The 20,511-nt window shown below is 64.6% G+C and carries 23 protein-coding genes and 1 tRNA gene; 11 read left to right on the top strand and 13 right to left on the bottom strand.

Features of this window, described 5'->3' with window-relative positions; translation table 11 throughout:
- Positions 1-13 precede the first annotated feature (13 nt).
- Positions 14-1,090 carry a methyl-accepting chemotaxis protein gene (locus tag ABIB90_RS10510; protein ID WP_354167762.1) on the bottom strand — a complete coding sequence of 359 codons (1,077 nt, stop codon included), beginning with the start codon at positions 1,088-1,090 and terminating at the stop codon, positions 14-16.
- Between the two features lie 278 nt (positions 1,091-1,368).
- Here ABIB90_RS10510 and recJ point away from each other — a divergent pair, with 278 nt between their 5' ends.
- The 3 genes from recJ (at position 1,369) to ABIB90_RS10495 (ending at position 4,971) form a co-directional block, all read left to right on the top strand.
- On the top strand, positions 1,369-3,210 hold the full coding sequence (recJ, locus tag ABIB90_RS10505; RefSeq protein WP_354167765.1) for a single-stranded-DNA-specific exonuclease RecJ: 1,842 nt from the start codon (positions 1,369-1,371) through the stop codon (positions 3,208-3,210).
- 44 nt (positions 3,211-3,254) lie between these two features.
- Positions 3,255-4,064, top strand: coding sequence for an SDR family NAD(P)-dependent oxidoreductase (locus tag ABIB90_RS10500; RefSeq protein WP_354167768.1), 810 nt, complete (start codon positions 3,255-3,257; stop codon positions 4,062-4,064).
- A gap of 109 nt (positions 4,065-4,173) precedes the next feature.
- A complete protein-coding gene (locus tag ABIB90_RS10495; RefSeq protein ID WP_354167771.1) occupies positions 4,174-4,971 on the top strand; it encodes an aldolase in 798 nt (265 codons plus the stop codon).
- Positions 4,972-5,002: 31 nt separating this feature from the next.
- Here ABIB90_RS10495 and ABIB90_RS10490 read toward each other — a convergent pair whose 3' ends face one another.
- The gene (locus tag ABIB90_RS10490) at positions 5,003-6,232 is read right to left on the bottom strand and encodes a lytic murein transglycosylase (RefSeq protein WP_354167774.1); all 1,230 of its coding nucleotides are present in this window, start codon (positions 6,230-6,232) and stop codon (positions 5,003-5,005) included.
- A gap of 134 nt (positions 6,233-6,366) precedes the next feature.
- Here ABIB90_RS10490 and ABIB90_RS10485 point away from each other — a divergent pair, with 134 nt between their 5' ends.
- From ABIB90_RS10485 to ABIB90_RS10475, 3 genes are all read left to right on the top strand, one after another.
- Positions 6,367-6,627 (top strand): hypothetical protein, encoded by a 261-nt coding sequence (locus ABIB90_RS10485; RefSeq protein ID WP_219680264.1) that lies wholly within the window; start codon positions 6,367-6,369, stop codon positions 6,625-6,627.
- 72 nt (positions 6,628-6,699) lie between these two features.
- Complete coding sequence (locus ABIB90_RS10480) at positions 6,700-6,951, top strand: hypothetical protein (RefSeq protein ID WP_354160550.1); 252 nt, start codon at positions 6,700-6,702, stop codon at positions 6,949-6,951.
- 82 nt (positions 6,952-7,033) lie between these two features.
- Positions 7,034-7,213: a hypothetical protein gene (locus tag ABIB90_RS10475; RefSeq protein ID WP_354160552.1), complete on the top strand. Its 180-nt coding sequence runs from the start codon at positions 7,034-7,036 to the stop codon at positions 7,211-7,213.
- Positions 7,214-7,240: 27 nt separating this feature from the next.
- Here the strand turns inward: ABIB90_RS10475 and ABIB90_RS10470 are convergent, their stop codons facing one another.
- Complete coding sequence (locus ABIB90_RS10470; protein ID WP_354160554.1) at positions 7,241-7,765, bottom strand: MarR family winged helix-turn-helix transcriptional regulator; 525 nt, start codon at positions 7,763-7,765, stop codon at positions 7,241-7,243.
- 54 nt (positions 7,766-7,819) lie between these two features.
- Here ABIB90_RS10470 and ABIB90_RS10465 point away from each other — a divergent pair, with 54 nt between their 5' ends.
- Complete coding sequence (locus ABIB90_RS10465; protein ID WP_354160556.1) at positions 7,820-8,299, top strand: carboxymuconolactone decarboxylase family protein; 480 nt, start codon at positions 7,820-7,822, stop codon at positions 8,297-8,299.
- Positions 8,300-8,320: 21 nt separating this feature from the next.
- Positions 8,321-8,824 carry a cupin domain-containing protein gene (locus ABIB90_RS10460; RefSeq protein WP_354160558.1) on the top strand — a complete coding sequence of 168 codons (504 nt, stop codon included), beginning with the start codon at positions 8,321-8,323 and terminating at the stop codon, positions 8,822-8,824.
- Positions 8,825-8,924: 100 nt separating this feature from the next.
- Here the strand turns inward: ABIB90_RS10460 and ABIB90_RS10455 are convergent, their stop codons facing one another.
- From ABIB90_RS10455 to efp, 3 genes are all read right to left on the bottom strand, one after another.
- Positions 8,925-9,833, bottom strand: coding sequence for an amino acid ABC transporter substrate-binding protein (locus ABIB90_RS10455; RefSeq protein WP_354160560.1), 909 nt, complete (start codon positions 9,831-9,833; stop codon positions 8,925-8,927).
- 180 nt (positions 9,834-10,013) lie between these two features.
- Positions 10,014-11,636, bottom strand: a complete 1,623-nt coding sequence (locus ABIB90_RS10450) for a M23 family metallopeptidase (RefSeq protein ID WP_354160562.1) — start codon at positions 11,634-11,636, stop codon at positions 10,014-10,016.
- Positions 11,637-11,659: 23 nt separating this feature from the next.
- Positions 11,660-12,226: an elongation factor P gene (gene efp / locus ABIB90_RS10445; protein WP_007591435.1), complete on the bottom strand. Its 567-nt coding sequence runs from the start codon at positions 12,224-12,226 to the stop codon at positions 11,660-11,662.
- Between the two features lie 162 nt (positions 12,227-12,388).
- Here efp and epmA point away from each other — a divergent pair, with 162 nt between their 5' ends.
- The 3 genes from epmA to ABIB90_RS10430 are packed head-to-tail and all read left to right on the top strand — an operon-like array spanning position 12,389 to position 14,843.
- Positions 12,389-13,453 carry an EF-P lysine aminoacylase EpmA gene (gene epmA, locus ABIB90_RS10440; RefSeq protein WP_354160564.1) on the top strand — a complete coding sequence of 355 codons (1,065 nt, stop codon included), beginning with the start codon at positions 12,389-12,391 and terminating at the stop codon, positions 13,451-13,453.
- The gene (locus ABIB90_RS10435; protein WP_354160566.1) at positions 13,450-14,544 is read left to right on the top strand and encodes a lysine-2,3-aminomutase-like protein; all 1,095 of its coding nucleotides are present in this window, start codon (positions 13,450-13,452) and stop codon (positions 14,542-14,544) included. Before epmA ends, ABIB90_RS10435 begins: the two co-directional genes overlap by 4 nt.
- A 44-nt stretch (positions 14,545-14,588) precedes the next feature.
- Positions 14,589-14,843, top strand: a complete 255-nt coding sequence (locus ABIB90_RS10430; RefSeq protein WP_007591425.1) for a hypothetical protein — start codon at positions 14,589-14,591, stop codon at positions 14,841-14,843.
- 54 nt (positions 14,844-14,897) lie between these two features.
- On the opposite strand, the gene ABIB90_RS10425 is transcribed toward ABIB90_RS10430, so the two are convergent.
- The 7 genes from ABIB90_RS10425 to ABIB90_RS10395 form a co-directional block, all read right to left on the bottom strand.
- A complete protein-coding gene (locus ABIB90_RS10425; RefSeq protein ID WP_354160568.1) occupies positions 14,898-15,983 on the bottom strand; it encodes a 3-deoxy-7-phosphoheptulonate synthase in 1,086 nt (361 codons plus the stop codon).
- Between the two features lie 235 nt (positions 15,984-16,218).
- On the bottom strand, positions 16,219-16,797 hold the full coding sequence (locus ABIB90_RS10420) for an HdeD family acid-resistance protein (protein WP_354160570.1): 579 nt from the start codon (positions 16,795-16,797) through the stop codon (positions 16,219-16,221).
- A 74-nt stretch (positions 16,798-16,871) separates the two neighbouring features.
- Entirely contained in the window at positions 16,872-17,912 is a 1,041-nt protein-coding gene (locus ABIB90_RS10415; RefSeq protein WP_007591420.1) for a PrsW family glutamic-type intramembrane protease, read from the bottom strand.
- A gap of 564 nt (positions 17,913-18,476) precedes the next feature.
- On the bottom strand, positions 18,477-18,734 hold the full coding sequence (locus tag ABIB90_RS10410; RefSeq protein ID WP_354160573.1) for a hypothetical protein: 258 nt from the start codon (positions 18,732-18,734) through the stop codon (positions 18,477-18,479).
- A 104-nt stretch (positions 18,735-18,838) separates the two neighbouring features.
- Positions 18,839-19,465: a pilus assembly protein PilZ gene (locus ABIB90_RS10405; protein ID WP_007591418.1), complete on the bottom strand. Its 627-nt coding sequence runs from the start codon at positions 19,463-19,465 to the stop codon at positions 18,839-18,841.
- Between the two features lie 165 nt (positions 19,466-19,630).
- The gene (locus ABIB90_RS10400; RefSeq protein ID WP_354160575.1) at positions 19,631-20,272 is read right to left on the bottom strand and encodes a hypothetical protein; all 642 of its coding nucleotides are present in this window, start codon (positions 20,270-20,272) and stop codon (positions 19,631-19,633) included.
- 103 nt (positions 20,273-20,375) lie between these two features.
- Positions 20,376-20,450, bottom strand: a tRNA-Glu gene (locus tag ABIB90_RS10395).
- Between the last annotated feature and the right edge of the window lie 61 nt (positions 20,451-20,511).

The following is a 20,511-nucleotide window of genomic DNA, read 5'->3' as shown; positions in this document are numbered from 1 at the left end:
GCCGCCTTCAGCTTTACGCCCCGCAGACGATCACGCCATACCAGCCCAGACCCCGATAGGTCTCGTAGCCCGGGGTGGCATGGAACGCGACCAGCGTGCCCGAGCTGTCCTGATAGAAGCCGGAACGCTGGCCATTGAGCGACAGCGAGATGCGTTCGCTGAGAATGCCTTGTCCGTCGGAAGCGGCGATCACGCGAAGATTGGAATCGACCAGCAGCACGCGCGCCTTGTCGCTGTCGCCGACACGCACGCCTTGCACGATGGCGCGGGCCTGTGCCTCCCAGTCGAAATGGATGGCGAGCACCCCGATCGGCGTGCCGTTGGCCTGTCCACCGGCGCGGACGCTGGCGCAATAGGTCGCGACCTGGGCGTTGCCGAGCAGCGGCTGGTTCTCGACGTCGCCGGCGACATAGTCGTCGCCGGAGCGCAGGGTCTTGGCCTCGCGAAACCATTTGGTGTGGGCGACGTTCTGGCCGACGGCGTGAAACCGATCGGCGCGGCCGTTGGCGATGACGTTGCCATCGAGGTCGCAGAGCCAGAGGTCGAGATAGACGGTGTAGGCCCCCAAGATCACGCCGAGACGCTGCGAGGCATGGGACACGGCCGCGCCGTCGGGCGAGGCCGCGCAATCGACCAACGCGGAATCGGTCGCCCACCAGCGCACGTCGCAGGTCCGTTCATAGAGGTTGCGGTCGATCAGCTCGATGGCGTTGAGCGACAAATCGACCATGCGCTCGCCGCGCGAGCGCTGGCTCATCCGGTCGATCGAGGAGACGAGATCGCCGGTCCGTTTCGTCAATTGGCTTTCGAGCTCGCGGGCGATGGTCTCGACCTGCTGGCCGACGCCGCGGACCTCCTGCGCCACCACGGCGAAGCCTGCGCCCTGCGCGCCGGCGCGCGAGCTTTCGATCAGCGCGTTCAGTGCCAGCATCTTCATCTGGTTGGTGATCTGCTGGATCGACTTGGTCTTGTCGACCGCGATCTGGTTGACCTCCGCCGTGAGGCGGTTGATCAGCGCGGAGATGTCGGAATCATCCTCGGCGGATTCATTTGCGATCGGCTTGGCTTTGAGACCCAGCGCAGCAGACATCGGGGGCTTCCCTTGGCAATGAGGTCTGATCTGCAACGAACCCGGAACAATCACTGACAGATCGAATACAATTCTTTTTCGAAGATTCCGCCTAACGCCTGCTTAATTTGCTGTTTTGCGGAATGCTCAAATGATAGTCAGTCCGCGCAGCAAAGCGGCAATCCACCGCTTTGTGCGGCGCAGACATTGCAAATCCCGGGGGATTGCGGGCCAATCGTTCCGTCGGCCGGGCGATGCAATACCTCCGGCTCCCAGGTTCCTCAAACCGACCGCTGTTCATGACGCCGCCCGCCACCGCCTTGCCCGTCGAAGCGCCCCAGGCATTCCTGGGGGTGGCGCGCTCGCTCACCGACAAGCTCTGGCGCGACCGGCTGGATGGGCGCGGGGCGGCGAAGGCGCTTGCCATCGTGCAGCGCCACCAACTGCCCGAGCTGCTGGCGCGGGTGCTGGCGGGCCGTGGTGTCGACAGCGACGCTGTCGCAGATTTCCTCGATCCAACCATCCGCAAGCTCCTACCGGACCCGTTCACGGTGACGGAGATGGAGGCCGCCGCGAAGCGGATCGCGGATGCCGCAGGGAACGGTGAGAAGGTCGCGATCTTCGGCGATTACGATGTCGACGGCGCGACCTCGGCGGCGCTGCTGACCTGGCATCTGCGCCATTGCGGGCTCGATCCGCTGATCCACATTCCCGACCGCATCTTCGAGGGCTACGGGCCCAACACGGAAGCCGTGCGTGCGCTGGCCGAAAAGGGCGCCACGCTGCTCGTCACCGTCGATTGCGGCACCACCAGCATCGAGCCGCTCGCCGAAGCAAAACGTCTCGGCATGTCCGTCGTCGTGATCGACCATCACCAAGCCGGCACGGAGCTGCCGCTGGTCGATGCGCTGGTCAATCCGAACCGGCTCGATGATCTCTCCGGCCTCGGCCATCTCGCCGCCGTCGGCCTCGTGCTGGTGACGTTGGTCGCGGTCAATCGTGAATTACGCCAGCGCGGCTTCTGGACCGCGGAGATGCCCGAGCCGGATTTGCTCGGCATGCTGCATCACGTTGCGCTCGGCACGGTTGCCGACGTCGCGCCGCTGATCGGTCTCAACCGCGCTTTCGTCGCCAAAGGCCTGATCGCGATGCGGCGGCGCGACCATGTCGGCCACACCGCGCTGATGGACGTGGCGCGGCTCAACGGCCCGCCGGAGGCCTGGCATCTCGGATTCATGCTGGGGCCGCGCATCAATGCCGGCGGCCGCATCGGCCGCGCCGATCTCGGCGTGCGGCTGCTTCTGGAGGGTGACAGCGTCGAGGCCGCGCGGATCGCCGCCGAACTCGACCGCCTCAACAGCGAGCGCCGGATCATCGAGCAGGCGGCCGAAGCGCAGGCCGAAGCCGAGGCGCTCGCCTCGATCGGGCTCGAGGACAAGATCGGCGTGCTCGTGACGGCCTCCGAAGGCTGGCATCCCGGCGTGGTCGGTCTCGTTGCGTCCCGGTTGAAGGAGAAGTTCTCGCGGCCCGCCTTCGCGATCGCGCTGGAGCCCGGCGGCATCGGCACCGGATCCGGCCGCTCGATTGCCGGAGTCGATCTCGGCAAGGCCGTGCGCCAGGCGGTCGCCGACGGCATTCTGCTCAAGGGCGGCGGCCACGCCATGGCCGCGGGCGTCACGCTGCGCAAGGAAAAGCTCGCCGAATTTCGCGCCTACCTCGAGCATGCGTTGGCCCGCGACGTTGCCGAGGCGCGCCACGTCAACGAGCTCTACATCGACGGCGCGGTCTCCGCGCGCGCGGTGACGACCGAGCTTGCAACGACGCTCAACCGCGCCGGTCCCTTCGGCAGCGGCAATCCGGAAGTCGTGTTGGCGCTGCCGGCGCACCAGCTCGTCTATGCCGACGAGGTGGGACAGGCACATTTGAGGCTACGCTTCAAGTCGGGCGACGGCGCCATCGTCAACGGCATCGCGTTCCGTTCGATCGGACAGAAGCTCGGCAATGCGCTCGTTGCCAATCGCGGCCAGCAATTGCATGTCGCGGGATCATTGTCGCTCGATCGCTACCAAGGCGCCGAGCGTGTGCAATTCCGCGTCGTCGACGTCGCGCTACCCGACCAGGGACCATCCATGATTAGATAGGTCCGGCAAACAACAAAAAACGAATAGCAAAAAAGGGAGTGAACATGGCAGGGCAGGTTGAGGGCAAGGTCGCGCTGGTGACCGGCGGCGCCTCCGGCATCGGCGAGGCCGTCGTCGAGATGTTCGCGCGCGAGGGCGCCACCGTCATCGCCACCGACATCGACGAGCTGCGCGGCCCCGAGCTCGCCAATCGCATCACCAAGGCCGGTGGCAAGGCGATTTTCCTGGAGCAGGACGTCACCAGCGAAGAGCGCTGGATCGAGATCACAGCCAAGATCGCGAAGCGCTTTGGCCGGCTCGATATTCTCGTCTCCAACGCCGGCATCGGCATTGCCGTGCCCTCGATCGTCGACATGACGCTCAGCGATTGGCGCAAGCAGAACGCGATCAACCTCGACGGCGTCTTCCTCTCGGTCAAGCATTGCCTGCCCCTGATGCGCAAGACCGGCGGCGGCTCGATCGTCATGATGTCCTCGCTCGCGGGCCTGCGCGGCGCGCCCGGGCTGTCGGCCTATTCGGCGACCAAGGGCGGCGTGCGGCTGTTCGCAAAATCGATCGCGATGGAGTGCGCGGCGGCCTGTGACGGCATCCGCGTCAACTCCGTCCATCCCGGCATCATCGACACACCGATTTGGGGCAAGATCCCGACCGGCGCGACCGGCAACCAGGGCAATGCGCCGATCGATCCCGAGGAGCGTGCGCGCGTCGTAACGCCGCTCGGCCGCGCCGGTCAGGCTGCGGAAATTGCCTCTGGCGTGCTGTATCTGGCCTCCGATGCCTCGCGCTACGTCACCGGCAGCGAGCTCGTCATCGACGGCGGCATGAATGCCGGCGGCGTACAGCGGCGGCAATAGCCCGCCGCGCGGGCTGCGAAGGGCAGGGTGGCGCCCGCGGGGGCTGACGCGCAGGCGTCGGACCTGTACAACGCGGGCGTCTTCCGACCGACAGAGGTGTCCTTCCGCCATGGCGCACAGCCTTGACTCTTCGTCATCCACGCCAGCAACGTTTCGATCGAACCGTCCGGATCTCGCGAGCGACGCGATCCGCAGCGCGCGCGAGGATCTTGCCGCCTGCTTTAGGATGGCGGCGCGCAACGGCTTTGAGGAGGGCATCTGCAACCACTTCTCGGCCGTGGTGCCGGGCCATGACGATCTCTTCCTGGTCAACCCTTACGGCTACGCCTTCCGCGAGCTGACCGCGTCAAAACTTCTGATCTGCGACTTCCACGGCAATGTGCTCGACGGCGAGGGCGTGCCCGAGGCGACCGCGTTCTACATCCATGCCGAGATGCACAAGCGCCTGCCGCGCGCCAAGGTCGCCTTCCACACCCACATGCCCTACGCCACGGCGCTGTCGATGACCGAGGGGGATCCGCTGATCTGGGCCGGCCAGACCGCGCTCAAATTCTACGGTCGAACGGCCGTGGACCGCGACTACAACGGCCTCGCACTCGACAACCGCGAAGGCGCACGCATCGCGTCGGCCGTGGGGGATGCCGACATCATCTTCATGAAGCATCACGGCGTGATGGTGCTGGCGCCGACCATCGCGGAGGCCTGGGACGATCTTTATTATCTCGAACGCGCCGCCGAGGTGCAGGTGTTGGCGATGTCGACCGGGCGACAGGTGCTGCCGGTCGATCCCGCGATTGCGGCCGAAACCTACAGGCAGATGCGCGAGGGAGATTCCGAATCCGCGCGGCTGCATCTTGCCGCAATCCGCCGCCAGCTCGATGCGGAAGAGCCGCAGTACCGGCACTAGCGATCGCGTCGTAGCCCGGATGGAGCCATAACTAAGACCCCTGGCGCAGCTTCGCCAGCACCTTCAGCCCGCCATAGCCGTCCGCAGGCGTGATGCCCGCGCGCTGCTGAAAGTCCTTGATCGCTTTCATGGTGTCGTTGCCGACACGGCCATCGGTGCCGCCGGTATCGAAACCCGCCTTGGTCAGGCGCGTCTGCATCTCCTGCACCTCGGCGAGCGTCAATGCGCGCTCGGAGCCGGGGAATGGCTGGATGAAAGGCGGGGCGCCGAGGCAGCGGTCGCCGAGATGGCAGATCGCCAGCGCATAGTTCATCGAGGGATTGTAGCTCTTCACCGCGTTGAAATTCGGTCCCAGCAGAAATGTCGGCCCGCCTGCAACCGGCGTCCACATCTGCGCGGATGCGGAGGCTTGCGGAAACGGCTGGCCGTCGGCGCGGGTGACGCCGGCCGCCTGCCAAGCCGCATAGGTCCGGCTGCCGCTCATCTCACCGGGCGTGCGCACCTCGTAGCCCCAATGCTCGCCGCGGTGCCATTTGCCGCGATTGACGAGATATTTTGCGGTCGAGCCCAGGGCATCGTCGGGCTTGCCGAACGGCGAGACCTTGCCGTCGCCGTCATAGTCGATGCCGACATTGAGCCAGACTTCCGGCATCCATTGCGAATGCCCCATTGCGCCGGCCCAGGATCCCTGCATCTGCTCAGGCGTGCTCCAACCGTTGTCGACGATGCGCAGCGCGTTGATCAGCTCAGTTTCCCAATAGGCTTTTCGGCGCGGCTCGTTCCAGGCGAGGGCGGCGAGAGAGGGAAACACCGGCGTCATGTGGTTCTGCTGCACCAGCGGATCGCCATAGGCGGACTCGACGCCCCACAGCGCCAGCAGCGTACCGCGCTCGACGCCGAAATCGCGCTCGATGCGCGCGAGCAGCGCCTCGTTGTTCTTCAGCGCGATCTTGCCGTTGATGATGCGCCAGTCGGAGACGCGGCGATTGATGTATTGCCAGACCTGCTCGTGGAATTCGGGCTGGTTGCGCATTTGCTTGAAGACGCTCATGTCGGGCTCGACCCGCGCCATCGCGCGCTGCCATGTCGCAGCCGAGATGCCCTTGGCCATTGCACGACCGCGAAAACCCTCACGCCATTCCTCGAAGCCCGGAGGTGCGGCCAGGATGCGCGTTGGGAATGCGATGAGGGCGGCTGCGCCGAGCGTCGATCGAAGCAGAGCGCGGCGGCTGCGAGAGGATATAGAATCAGCGTGTTTCATGGATGCATTCTAGCGGGAAACATGGCGGCTGTGACCGGTTCCTGGAACTGGAGGAACAGACGCGGGCCCCGCGTTCCCCGGAACAAACTGTCGCACTCCCGCATTCCCCCAGCACCAATTTGGAGGAGAAGAAGATGAGGAAATATCTGTTTGCCGCGGCCATGGTCACCGCCATCGCTGCGCCTGCTTTTGCCGACGAAGTCGGCGTTCACGTCGGTCCGGTCGGTGCCGGCGTGACGGTCGGACAGTCTCACGAATATCGTGAGCGGGACCGCGATCGCGACCGCACCACCGTCATCAAGGAGCGTGAACCTGCCGATCGCACCACGGTGATCAAGAAGGAAGATGAATTCGGCAATCGCAGCAAGACCGTGATTCATCACGACAACGACTGATGGAGTGGGGCCCCGGCCGATGGCCGGGGCCTGCCGTCGCACGCAGTCCGTTCATCGATAATTCGGGGTGGAATGAAGATACGCGCGCATGCGGAAAGTCATGTCGTCGAACTCGACGACGGATCGCAATGGCAGATCTTTCCCGGCGATCTCGCGACCACGCTGAGCTGGAAGCCCGAAACCGACCTGCGCCTGGAGCGAAGCTGCGACCGGGTGAGTTCGCATGAGCTGGTGAATGACACCGATCAAAGCCGCGTCCGGGTGATTGCCGCGGGCGAGACCTGGCCTGATGGCGAGGTTAAGAAAGTGTTGAAGGGGAAATAGGGCGCGCGCCCGTAACGGATGTCCCGAATTTTGAGCCTGCAACTTTACGGTCGGTTTGTTTCCCTCTGTGCACAATGCGTGAATGCAGGAGCTGTTCGACATCATCCGCGCTAATCCCTGGCCGTTCGGCGCCGGGTTGTTCGTCGTCATCCTGATGATCCTGGCGGAGAACTTTGGGCGCGGTATTCAAGGCGATGGCGCCGTCAGTGACTTCTCGGATTCGGATGGTGGCGGCTGCGGCGACGGAGGAGGCGGCGACTAGGTCCCGCCAGCGGCAAGCGCGCTTCGCCTAGTCCTCCTGCAAATCGGCCGCGATGCCTGCGAGCCACCGGCGAATGCTTGCCTCGGCCTTGGCATCGAGCCCGGCGGCCAGCCGCTTCTCCAACGCGATCACCCTTTCCCGGCACGCTTTCAAAAGCGTCGCGCCGCGCGGCGTCAGTGTCCATTGCTGGATGCGGCCGTGGACGGGATGCGGCGTCATCACAATCGCACCGTCGCGTTCGAGATTGCGGATGATGACGCCGACGGTCTGGGGCGTCAGAAAGGTGAGGCGGGCAACGTCGGCGCCCGAGAGGCCCGGATAGGCGTTGAGCATGGTCAGCACCGCGAATTGCGGTGAGGTGACACCGAGATCGGCCAGCGACCGCTCCATCGTCAGACGGACCGCGGCGTGGGCTTGGCGCAGCAGATAGCCGAGATAGCCCTGCTCGCCGCGCTTGCCTTCCCCTGGGGCTGGCACGCGCACCGCCGGGGCAGACGTGGGGGCCTTCCGCCGCGGTTGCGATCTCGTGATATCGGGCGGCTTGCGCAACATGTAAGTGCTCTTATAATGTGTCAGCACTCTTACAATACCACGAGGTGAACGGCAATGTCATACGCCCGCAGCGAATACGAGGATTTCAAGAGGATCGCGCCCGACGCGTATGAGCTGGTGCTGGCGCTCGGTCAGGTCGCGGCCAAGGCCGGCCTCGACAAGCAGCTTCTCGAACTGGTCAAGCTGCGGGCATCGCAGATCAACGGCTGCGCCTTCTGCCTGCAGCATCACATCCTGCTTTCGGAGCGGATCGGCGTGCCCGTCGACAAGCTCAATTTGCTCGTGGTCTGGCGCGAGGCGCCGATCTTTTCGGTGCGGGAGCGTGCCGCGCTGGCCTGGGCCGAGGCGCTGACCTGCCTGCCCGACGGCGTCGGCGAAGACGTGTACGCCGAGGCGAGCCGTGAATTCTCCGAGACCGAGCTGACGTACCTGACCTCGGCGGTCGCCTCGATCAACATCTGGAACCGTTTCGGTGCGGCGTTTCGCTGGACGCCGGCGACGCGGCCGGTCGCAGCGAATGCGGCGGCATCCTGACTGCAACGAAGGGAGATCACGATGACAGCAATGAGTGTTTCCACCACACTGCGTCCGGCGCCATCGCGTTCGATGGCGATCGCCGTCGTCGGCGGGCTTGCCTGCGCGTTTGCGATCGGGAAGACGTTGCCGGTGACGATGGACACCATCTCCGGCGCACTCTCGCCGCTCTGCGCCACCGCCGCCGAAAGCTCGCCGCTCGACAAGGTCGAACCGATCGGCTCCTACGCGCTGCCGAACGTGCCGGGCAAGCGCGTCACGATCGTGCGCGTGTTCTACGGCCCCGGCGGGTTCTCGCGGCCGCATCGTCACGCAGGATCCGTCACCGCCTACATCACCAAAGGCGAGATCCGCTCTCAGCTCGGCGGCGGTCCGGTCGAGACGTTCGGCGTTGGCCAGTCCTTCTTCGAGCCGCCCGGCTCGACGCATCTGGTCTCGGCCAATGCCAGCACCACGGAGCCGGCGGAACTGATCGCCGTGTTTGTGGCAGACGAGGGCGCGCAGCTGACGACGTTGCTGGATTGATCCGTAGCCCGGGTGAGCGAAGCGACACCCGGGGCAGTCGTCGCGTGAGTCCCGGATGTCGCTTCGCTCATCCGGGCAACGTTACCAGCGTGCTCTCTCGTCAGCCGCCGTAGGATGCTGGATCAGGGTTGTCCGACGGGTGCTCGAACGACTTCTTCATCGACACCGGCATGGGCACGTGGAAGTTCAGGCCGCGCGGCGGCACCGGCTCCATGAACCATTTGTTGTAGATCTTCTCGATCTCCGGGCTCTTGTAGAGTTTTGCGGTCGCGCGATCGACCACCGCCTTGAACGGCGCGTCGTCCTTGCGCAGCATGATGCCGTAAGGCTCCGGATCGGAGAACGCGCCGGTGCTGATCGCGTACAGCGACGGATCCTTCGAGGAGGCGATCATCGCCGCCAGCTGGATGTCGTCCATGACGAAGGCCACGGCCCGGTCGGTCTCGACCATTAGGAACCCTTCGGGGACATCCTTCGCGTTCATCACGGTGATGTCGAGCGAGCGGGCCGCATTGGCCTTGTTGAGCTGCGTGATGTTGGTGGTGCCCGAGACGGAGACGACGGCCTTGCCCTTGAGATCGGCGATTTGGTCGAGCCTCGAAGTCTTCTTGGACACGAAGCGGCTCGCTGTGAGGAAATGCGTGTTGGTGAACCACACTTGTTTCTGGCGATCGGCGTTGTTGGTCGTCGAGCCGCATTCGAGATCGACGGTGCCGTTCGCCATCAGCGGAATGCGGCTGGACGAGGTGACCAGGTTCTCGTTGACCGCGAGCTTGTCCAGCTTCAGCTCGGCCTTGATCTCCTCGACGATCTTCATGCAGATGTCGATGGCGTAGCCGACGGTCTTCTGCTTCTCGTCGATATAGCTGAAGGGCACCGCACTGTCGCGCACGCCGAGTGTGATCGCGCCGGTGTCCTTGATCTTCTTCAAGGTCCCGCTCAATTCCTGCGCATGAGCCGGCACGCCGAGCCCGACGGCCAGAATGGCCGTTATTGTGAGACAACGCATGTGCTTCCCTTCATCCTGTTTATCCGTGGGGAGGAAAGCAATTCTGAGGCCAGACAATTTCGAGGCCAGAGAAGGCTCCGTCATAAGGAGGCCGGGCCGGTCAGGCGGTGTGCGTGCAATTCGCTGTCATAGGACCGTCATCAGACAGTTTGGTTGGCTGTCTAGATGGCGCAAGCAGCGTCAATTCTCGTCGCCGCCCGATCCCTCGCGCAGGTCCGGCTTGAGCACGTCCTCCGGCAGCGCATGTGCCACGGGCTGCGGCGTGCCGGCGATCTCCGGGCCGACCTCGCGGCCGCGGGCATGGATCAGACGCTCGTACGCCGAGACCAACGTGACGTAAGGACTGACCCAGATCCAGCCGTCGCGGGTGAACACCTGCACGTCGAAATGCAGGTGCATCGAGGTGCCGGCGGGATGATCGAGATAGTTCGAGACCACGCCGATCTTCTCACCCTCCGATACGATGCGACCATTGAGCAGGCCATCGGCGTTCAGCGCCTGCGGGTTCATATGCATGTAGCGGAAACGGATGTGCTCGGTCCGGCTGTTGATTTGCAGCGTCACGGCCTGGTCCTTGGAAGCGCGTATGACCCTCGCATCGCGCACGGCGACGATGGCGCGCTGCTTGGGATCACAGGCTTGGCGGCCTTCACCAGGCGATGGGCACTCAGCCGCGCGGATGTCCTCGCCCTGATGGCCATAACCGCCGCCGCATTGCCAGACCTCGAAACTGCGGGATTCGCAGAAATTGTCGCGCCAGGGGTAAGCGGTCGTGCTCTCCATCTTGTCGCGCTTGGCATAGGATTGCGAGTGTACGAAAGCGGGCGCCTTCTCGAGAGGAAAGCGGATCTGTGCGTAGGCCATCACGTCGGGATGGCCGCCCTGCTTGCGATAACCGGTGTTCGGGATGATGTCGCCGCTCGGCCGATAGGTGAAGTCCGGGGAACGCGCCGCGGGACGATCGAGAATGTTGGAAGCGATGTCCGTGAGCGGCCGCATGCGCTGGCCGCCCGCCACGCGCAGCGCCTTCAGGAAGCGCTCGGCGACCGGATAGGCCTCCTTGCAGGCAAGCCGCCGCGGCTTGGCGACGCTGTCGAGGCATTGGATCGACACCACATAGGCGACGCCGAAACGGGTGAAAGCGTAGCGCACATAGCCTTCCCGGATGAATTTGCGCAGGTCCGGGTAGAGCGCTGCGAGCGGTTTGACCGGCTCGCCCTTGCCGCCCGAGGGATCGGCAATGTCATAGACGAGCGCCGAACCCGTGATCTGCACCTCGACCGGTCTTGCGAAGACCCGGCTCGGCATGCCGTCTCCGGTACCAGGCTCGAACGAGAAGGTCGCGCTGTAGCCGGCGGGGCCGGCATCGAACATGTCGACGGAATTGAAGTCGGCCTGGTAGCGCGACAGCGCGACGGTCGCTGGCGCACCATTGCGCCGTGCTTCGAAATGCGCAGCAGCGTCGAACGGCAGCAGCACGGGCACGGAGCTGCGGGAGATGCCGGTGAAGAATTGCGAGGAGATCGCGTTGAGCTGCACCAGCGCCGGCATCGTGCGCGGATCATAGCGCGGCACCGAACGACGGGGCGCGAAGATGAAATCGTCCGCGACCCGGGGATGGGCGTTGATTTCGGTGCGCAGCTGATCGAGCGCCGCGCGCCAATCGACGCGCAGCGCCGTGAGCGAGGGGCTGCGGAATTCATCCGCAGTGAGCGGAGAGGCAATGAGGAGCGAAAGCGACGCCAGAAGTTGCGAGACGAAGCGGAAATTTTTCCCAACCACTGTCTCGCCCCCCGGCGGCACCTGTTGCGCTCGCTTTGGTTCCGTCAGTCCTTGGCGCGCTCGGAGTAGGAGCCGTCTTCGGTCATCACGACGATTCGGGTGCCGACGGCGATGTGCGGCGGCACCGTGGTGCGCAGGCCGTTCGAGAGCACGGCGGGCTTGTAGGACGAGGAGGCGGTCTGGCCTTTGGTCACGGGCTCGGTCTCGACCACTTCCAGCGTCACGCGCTGCGGCAGGGCGATCGATACCGGATTGGCGCCGTGCAGCGACAGCTTGACCGTCATGCTCTCCTGAAGATAGGCCGCCGCGTCGCCGATCACGTCCTTGGAGACCTGGACCTGATCATAGGTCTCCGGGTTCATGAAGTGATAGCCGTCACCATCTTCATACAGGAAGGTGTAGTTGCGCTCTTCGATCGTGGCCTTCTCGACCTGATCCGTGGTCTTGTAGCGCTCGGAGATCTTTACCCCGTCCGAGATTCGGCGCATTTCGATCTGGCTGACCGGGGTGCCCTTGCCGGGATGGATGTTCTCGGCGGTCACGACGACATATAGCTTGCCGTCTTGCTCGATCACGTTGCCCTTGCGAATAGAACTGGCGATGACTCTCAAAGCTGTATTTCCTGCTTGCTTGGCCCGGCTCGGGCCAGGACGTGGTCAAATTGATGGGGGACCTGGGGCCCCAAATCAGACCGCGGCACCCGTTTCGGGCCGCAACATACTGGTTTTGCCGTTGGATGCCAGCATTTTGCTGGCCTGCGGGACGGCCGGTTAATGGCTGGGGACAAGCCGATGTCGCCGTTCTGGTCCCCCTCGCGGCATCTCGACCGCCGGCCCTTCCTGCAGGCCAGGGGAGCAATCACCGGGGCTCTACGGGGATTTTTCGCCGAGCAGGGCTTTGTCGAGGTCGAAACCTCCGTTCTCCAGGTCTCCCCGGGCAACGAGACCCACCTGCACGCCCCCCGGACCGAGATCGTGCGACCCGACGGCAGCCGTGTGAGCCGATATTTGCGGACTTCGCCGGAATTCGCCTGCAAGAAGCTGCTGGCGGCCGGGGAGACCCGGATTTTCGAGTTCGCCCGGGTGTTCCGGGACCGCGAGCGCGGCGACCTGCATTTGCCCGAATTCACCATGCTAGAATGGTACCGGGCAGGCGCCCCCTATGACGCCATCATGGCCGACTGCGTCGTCCTCATCGGCCGCGCCGCCCAAGCGACCGGGATTGGCACCTTCGCCTTCCGCGGCCGGACCGCCGATCCCTTCGCCGAGCCTGAACTTGTGACGGTGGCCGGCGCCTTCGAGCAGTTTGCGGGAATCGACCTGCTTGCGACCATTTCCGGCGGCGAAGGCGACCGCGCCGCGCTTGCCCGGGCCGCTGCCGGCAAGGTCCGTGTGGCCGAGGACGACACCTGGTCCGACATCTTCAGCAAGGTTCTGGTCGAGCATGTCGAGCCGCATCTGGGGCAGGGCCGTTTGACCATTCTGTTCGAATACCCATCTCCAGAGGCGGCACTGGCGCGCGTGAAGGCAGGCGATCCCCGCGTTGCCGAGCGGTTCGAGGTCTATGCCTGCGGTGTCGAGCTCGCCAACGGTTTTGGCGAACTGACCGACGCCGAGGAGCAGCGCAAGCGCTTCACGCAATCCATGGTGGAGAAGCAACGCCGCTACGGCGAAGCCTATCCTCTGGACGCGGACTTTCTGGCCGCGGTCGCGGCGATGCCGGAGGCGAGCGGCGTCGCGCTCGGTTTCGACCGGCTGGTGATGCTGGCGAGCGGCGCATCGCGAATTGATCAGGTGGTCTGGACGCCACCTGCAGATGAAACGTTAAGCGAGACATGATGAAGAGCAATCTTGCGCGCACATTGCGCGAGCCGGCCGAACTTGTTGCCGAGCAGCTGGTATCAGCCACAGCGCTGCCGGTGCTCGATCGCGTTGCCGCACGCTATGCGGTTGCGATCACGCCGGCGCTGGTCGATCTGATCGACAGGTCCGATCCCGACGATCCCATCGCGCGGCAATTCGTTCCGACTGCCGCGGAGCTCGAGATGCAGCCGGGCGAGAACGCAGATCCGATCGGCGATCATCCGTACTCGCCGGTTCCCGGGATCGTGCATCGCTATCCCGACCGTGTGCTGTTCAAGCTCGTTCACGTCTGCGCGGTCTATTGCCGCTTCTGCTTCCGCCGCGAGATGGTTGGACCCGGCAAGGAGAACGCGCTCTCGGACGGCGCCTATCGCGCCGCGATCGACTACATCCGATCGCACAGCGAGATCTGGGAGGTGATCCTGACCGGGGGCGATCCCCTGATGTTGTCGCCGCGGCGGATGAGCGAGATCATGGCGGATCTTGCCGGAATCGATCACGTCAAGATCATCCGCCTTCACACCCGCGTGCCCGTGGCCGAGCCCGCGCGCATCAGCGAGGAGATGGTCGGGGCGCTCAAGGTCGAAGGCGCCACCACCTGGGTGGCGCTGCATGCCAACCATGCGCGCGAACTGACGGGGCCCGCGCGTGCCGCCTGCGCGCGGCTGGTCGATGCCGGAATTCCCATGGTAAGCCAGTCCGTGCTTTTGCGCGGCGTCAATGACAACCCGACCGCTCTGTCGGATTTGATGCGAGCTTTCGTCGAATGCCGGATCAAGCCCTATTATCTGCATCACGGCGATCTCGCGCCCGGCACGGCGCATCTGCGAACGACGCTCGCCGAGGGGCAGGATTTGATGCGGCAGCTGCGCGGACGGGTGTCGGGACTGTGTCAGCCCGACTATGTCATCGACATTCCCGGCGGCGCCGGCAAGTCGCCGGTGGGACCGAATTACGTGTTGCCGATGCAAAATACCGCACCTGATGCGGGTGATGCGGCATCGGAAACGCGCTATCGTATCGTGGATTATTGCGGCGACGTTCACCTCTATCCGCCCGAGACCTGATTGGTCGTGATGGAGATTCTGGCTCGAGGAATGGAGGGAGAGACATGAAGAAGATCATGGTGGCAGTATCGCTCGCGGTCTTGCTCGGCGGCGCGGCGGTCGCGCAGACCGGCGGCACGAAGGGATCGACATCGGGCGGCGCGGCGTCCGGATCGCTGCCGCAGGCACCCGTGGGCCATCGCCAGCCGCGCGTCGGCGACGTGCCCAGCGAGAAGAACCTGAGCGACCCGAACGATCCCCTCAGCAAGGAAAATCAGGCGCTCGACAAGAAGATCAAGAGCATCTGCCGCGGCTGCTAGGCGCCGGAGCAGCGGGCAGGGTGCGACAGCCTCACCCCGCCCGCGATCGTTCGGTCAGGCGGAGCGCTCGTGCAGCCCTGCGCGTTTGGTGTTGCGCCGGATCTCGACCGCGTCAGCGAGCTGCTTGAGCACGGTTGCCGTGGTCGCCCAGTCGATGCATCCGTCCGTGATGCTCTGGCCATAGGTGAGCGGCTTCCCCGCCACAACGTCCTGGCGTCCGGCGACGAGATTGCTCTCGACCATCACCCCCATGATGCGGTTCTCGCCGCCGGAAATCTGGCCGGCGATGTCGGCTGTCACGAGCGGCTGGTTTTCCGGCTTCTTGCTCGAATTGGCGTGGCTCGCATCGACCATCACGAGCGGTGCGACGCTCGCTTTCGCCAGATCGTTGCAGGCCGCTGCGACGCTTGCCGCATCGTAATTCGGCGTGCTGCCGCCGCGCAGGATGATGTGACAATCCTCGTTGCCCGCGGTTGAGGCGATCGCCGAGCGGCCGAGCTTGGTCACCGCCATGAAATGATGCGAATTCGAGGCCGACTTCACCGCGTCCGCCGCGATGCGCACATTGCCGTCGGTGCCGTTCTTGAACCCCACAGGGCAGGACAGCCCCGAGGCCAGCTCGCGATGGATCTGGCTTTCGGTCGTGCGCGCGCCGATCGCGGCCCAGGACACGAGGTCCGCAATGTATTGCGGCGTCGTCATGTCGAGGAATTCGGTGCCGGCGGGCAGGCCGAGATTATTCACGGCCGAGAGCACGTTGCGCGCCAGCCGCAGGCCCTTGTTGATGTCGAAGCTGCCGTCCAGATCAGGATCGTTGATCAGGCCCTTCCAGCCGACCGTGGTGCGTGGCTTCTCGAAATAGACCCGCATCACGATTTCAAGTTGATCGGCAAGCTCTTCGCGCAAGCTCGCGAGGCGCTCGGCGTATTCGAGCGCGGCCCTGGGATCATGCACCGAGCAGGGGCCGACCACGACCAGAAGCCGGTCGTCCTGGCCATTGAGGATCGCGTGGATGGCGTTGCGTGCCGCCATCACCACGCGCGTCGCGGTGAGCGTACGCGGGACTTCCCGCATCACCTCTTCAGGCGTGCTCAGTTCTTTCAGTTCGCGGATACGAAGATCGTCGGTCGTGCTCAGCACGGCGGGCTCCTTGTCATTTTGAGACCCTGCCGGCCAATAAAAAAGCCGCCAGGTCTGGCGGCTGTTCGGACTAGATGCTGCAATTTGTCAGATTGAGCGTGATCCTCCCACCGCCAGCGAGCTGTCGTAGCTAAAATACCAATAAAAGCTGGTGGTGACGGTGATCATGGCCAGTCATATAGCGCGCGATCGGCGGGTTGTCACCCCCTAAGCGAGGTGAGGGTCACGGGGCGCCTCAACTGTTGCTTTTGCGCGCCGCCAGCGCCATGCCGATCAGCGTGGCGCCACCGAACAGCAAGTTGATCCCGACGAGGATGCCGATCGCCCATTCGGCCGAGCTCGGCAATCCCGTGATCACCATGAACGAGATCGCGATGTCGACGAGGCCCGAGATCAGGAGCCACGACCAGCGGCCGCCCGGCTCGCGGCGATGCTCCAGCGCGTACATGATGGTGGCGATGCCCTCGGCGAGGAAATAGGCGCCGAGCACGATGGTCAGCGTCAGCACGGCCTGCACCGGTCGCGCCAGCAGCAGCATGCCTGCGAGCACCGCGAGCGCGGCCGAGATCAGCGACCACCAGAAGCCCGGCGTGCTGCGCGCCCAATAGGTGGCGATCAATCCGCCGATGCCGCTGATCAGGAACATCCAGCCGAGGAAGATCGCAATCGCAAGGCTTGCGAGCGGCGGCAGGATCAACGCGGCAACGCCGAGCACTGCAAGCAGGATGCCTTCGAACAGGAAGGCCTTCCAATGTGCCTTGACCGTCCGGCTCATGGCGGATTGCAGCCGGGAAAAATCCTCAGGCGATGTCATGGGCGGGCTCCGGGTCGACAGGTGTGTGCTCGATCCAGTCTAGTACGTGCACACCGCGCTTGCCATCCCGCGGCTCAGCCGCCGCCGTGCGCCGACGAAAAACCTTCGCCGCTGGTGCGGATGCGGTTGCGCCCGAGAACATAGATCGCGGTCGTGACGATCAGAAGTGCGAGGCCGAGCAGGATCGAGACCAGGCCGATCGGGATCAGGGCCAGGGTCAGATTGCGCTCGGGGTTGATGAGCCAGTGATGGATCGAGGTCAGCACGAAGGCGAGCCCGAGAAAGCCGACGCCGCCGCCCGCGAGCAGCAGCGCCCACATCCGGCGGAGCTGGCTGAGGCGCTCGCGCGCGACCTCGGTCCGGGGCGCGTGATGGCGCGCGACGCGCCGCACCAGGCGGATGGCGAAGGCGATCGAGCTGAAGCCGATCAGCAGGCTCGCGCCGCCCAACCACATCCGCAGCGTCGGATCGAGATCCGGCATGCGCTGGAGTGTGAGCAGCGGGAAGTCGAACGCCGAATGCAGGGCGAGCGGGCCTGCGAAGATCAGCAGCCGGCTGGAGAGACGGGCCCAGTCGCGATGATGGCGGTTCGCACCCAGCGCCGTGCCGGCGCGCGCGATGGTCAGATAGGCGCCGGCGATGATGCCGAGTGCGCCGTGGAACGGCACGGTCAGCACGCTGCGCAAGGCGGCCAGCGAGCGCCACATCTCGGCGTGCTGGACGAGATAGGCGAGGTTCTCGTAGGCAGCGAAGCCCAGGCCGACCGCGGCGCCATAGACCACGGTGTCCATCGGATTGGCGAATGTCCGCCGCTTGGTCGAGGCGACCAGCACGATGGCGATCACCTTGACCGCTTCCTCCGGCAGCGCGACGCCGAAGATCGAATGCATGGCCAGCGCCGCCCACGGGTTGTCCGGGGCCGCGACCATTTTGGCGAAAGGGGCGCGGGCCAGGCCCAGCAGCGAAATGCTGGCCGCGCCGAGCAGGAACGCGGTCCAGACCTGGGCCGGCGGTCCCGGGCGTTCCTCGGCGGCGATGACAAGCCACAGCATCAGCAGCGCCGGGGCGATGGCGGCCGTTCCGATGACGGTGGGTAACGCTTCAATCAGGTACATCGGCGCCGAAAATAGGTTCCCTTGAGCTGCTTATCCACATTGTCCGATGCGACCTTGTGTCATGCGCTCGCTGTCGCGTCGCTTAACAAGCGTGACAGCCTACGTTCATCAGGACGGTCGCCGAGGTGTAGAATATGGAGCGCAATCAATCGCATGACAGAATCACCTCGTCATCCCTGACAACGGTCGCGCGCCTGTCATCGGATCGCGATTGGTAAGTCAGATCAAGGCAATGTGCAGGTTTCTTCGATTCACGATGAACGTGTCGCCGCGGCAAGTCCAGAGCCGGGATTGCCCCGTCCGGGCTACGCACGTCCGGCCGACGGCCTAGTCACGCCTGGTCGCGCGGGATGGCGGCGCGGTCCGGCGGGCCCGGAGTTGCTCCACCTCCCAGAAGGCGCGGATAAGGCACGTGCCAAGGCAGAGCACGATGATCAACAGCAGGAAGGCCTGGTCGACGGCGGGGATGTGAGTCATGGCATTGATAAAGCAACCGCTATGCCACCGCGTTCCTTCCCCGGCCTGCACCACGTGCAGGGCTGCCGCTCCCAAGCCCGCTTTGACTCAATGCGTGGTGAACGGCGGCGGTGCGTCGGGCGCCACGTCGAAGGCGCCGAGATGGAATTCCTCGCCGATGGACGCGTCCCGCTCGGATTGCTGCACCATCAGCGTGAACGCTGCCTGCGGGTATTGCTTCCAGATATCGAGATCGCCGGCGGTGATGGTGAGCCAGCCGAAGGTGTACATGTAGCGACCCGGCTCGGTGACCCGGCCGACCTTGTCCCAGGTGATCTTATCGACCGTGATCTTGTCGACTGCCATTCGGTCCCCCGATCGCAAGTCTGCAAATGATGCCCGGCACGAGGCGCGGACCTTCAAAAGCTTATCTCGAAATAGGGCTGCGATAGGGCGGCGAGGCCGGCGGATCAGGCCGATTGCAGCATGGGCGAGCGGACGATCAGCCGGACGACGTCGTCCCGCGACTGCTTTTCCGCGAATTTGACAGCAAAGCCGTTTTCGAATTTGCGAATCACGCGCCCGACACAAGCGCCGACCGCAAGCGGAGTTCCCACTGGCGGATCGTATTCGCAGGATATGGCGACTCCGGCCGTGGAGACGTCGATGATGAAGCAGGCATGGGTGTTGCCGTCGGCGAGCGTCAGGAAGGTGTGCGCGACCTGCGGAACGAAGCGCGCGTCATTCCGCAGCTCCTGGACACTGGCGTCCTTCTGCTTCTTCTCGAGCCAGGTCAGCTTTTCCGACATCCAGGCGCGCCGGGCTCGCGTCATGTCGAGCTCCATCAGGAAGCCCGATTTCAGCGTCGCGCTGATGGTGCATTGGAATTCGCCAAAGTCCTGGAAGTAGGAGGTCACGCGCTCGCCGACTTTGCCGACCACGGGAACGTCGACCATCATGCGGAACGGCGAGACGCGGCTGGTGCGGCAGGCGAAGGTCCGGAGCTTGCCCTCGCAATCGTACCAACGCGGCAGCGAGTAGCTGCCACTCACGGTGACTTGCACGGCACGCTGTCTGAGGAATTCTGCGACGGACATGGGCGCCAATCGTGGTTCGGAGGGTTTCCGTAGTTCCACGGTAGCAATCAAATTCTAAGCAAATGATACCGGCGCTCACGAGCAGGGGTAAATTTTTGGTAAACATGCCGATCGGAACGGGCGGCATAGCGCCGCGATTATCAGGCCTGCGACCTCACGATCGCGTCATCCGAGGAGCACCAGCAGAGCCAGCACGCCAATGGCCATGATGAGCTTGATCGTCGCGCAGGCCAGGCTGCTCGGTCTCCTCTCAAATCCGAACCACGGCAATGCATGCTGCATCGCGCGCGTTGCGACTGCTTCGATGACGGCGAACAAAAGAGCGATTCCGGCGAGGAAGGACCATGATGCGTCCGGCAGCATCCATGTCGAGAGCGACGCGGGGACGGACGCTTTCAACGATGCCAGCAGCGCGAACCATCCGAACAGGGACACGAAGCCCTTGATGATGTCGGGCCCGATCGTGCCGGGCTCGAGGCGGATGCCGATCTTTCCAAGCGCGAGTTCGATGCGCTCGCCATCGCTGAAGAAGAGGAAGGCGCCGAGGTAGAGCGGAACGCGCGATTGAAACAGGAGCGCGATGATGCCGAACAGCACGGCGTAGCCGTACGCGTCACCGAGAATGTTCGTGCCGGCCGTATGCGACGGCGCAGCCGTGGCCCGAGGCAGCGATCTGGCGCGCGCCATGTGCTCCAGCATTCTGGCGCGGCGTTCCGGCGCGTAGGCTGCCGTGCGGTGGATCCATGGCGGCGGCGCCGGCGAGGCAATCCCGGCCTGGTCGTCCGAGGGAGATTTCTGCTGCGCCATGGGCCTGCATATCCGGTTCCGTCAGGACATTGGTCGGAGGCGAGGGGCAGGCAGGTTCATGCGGGGCGGCAGATTTCGCCGCGTCATCCAAACGGCCGGATGATGGCGCTCCCTAGCGGAATCGAACCGCTCTCTCCACCGTGAAAGGGTGGCGTCCTAACCGATAGACGAAGGGAGCAAACCCAGGGCCCCGCCGCTTTTCGCGGCACGGCCGCTGGCCGCCCGAGTCATGCCCTGCG

The sequence above is a fragment of the Bradyrhizobium sp. JR4.1 genome (assembly GCF_040548605.1).
In the GTDB taxonomy this organism is placed as follows: domain Bacteria; phylum Pseudomonadota; class Alphaproteobacteria; order Rhizobiales; family Xanthobacteraceae; genus Bradyrhizobium; species Bradyrhizobium canariense.
The sequence above is the reverse complement of the archived record's forward strand: the minus strand, read 5'-3'. Positions and strand labels throughout refer to the sequence as shown.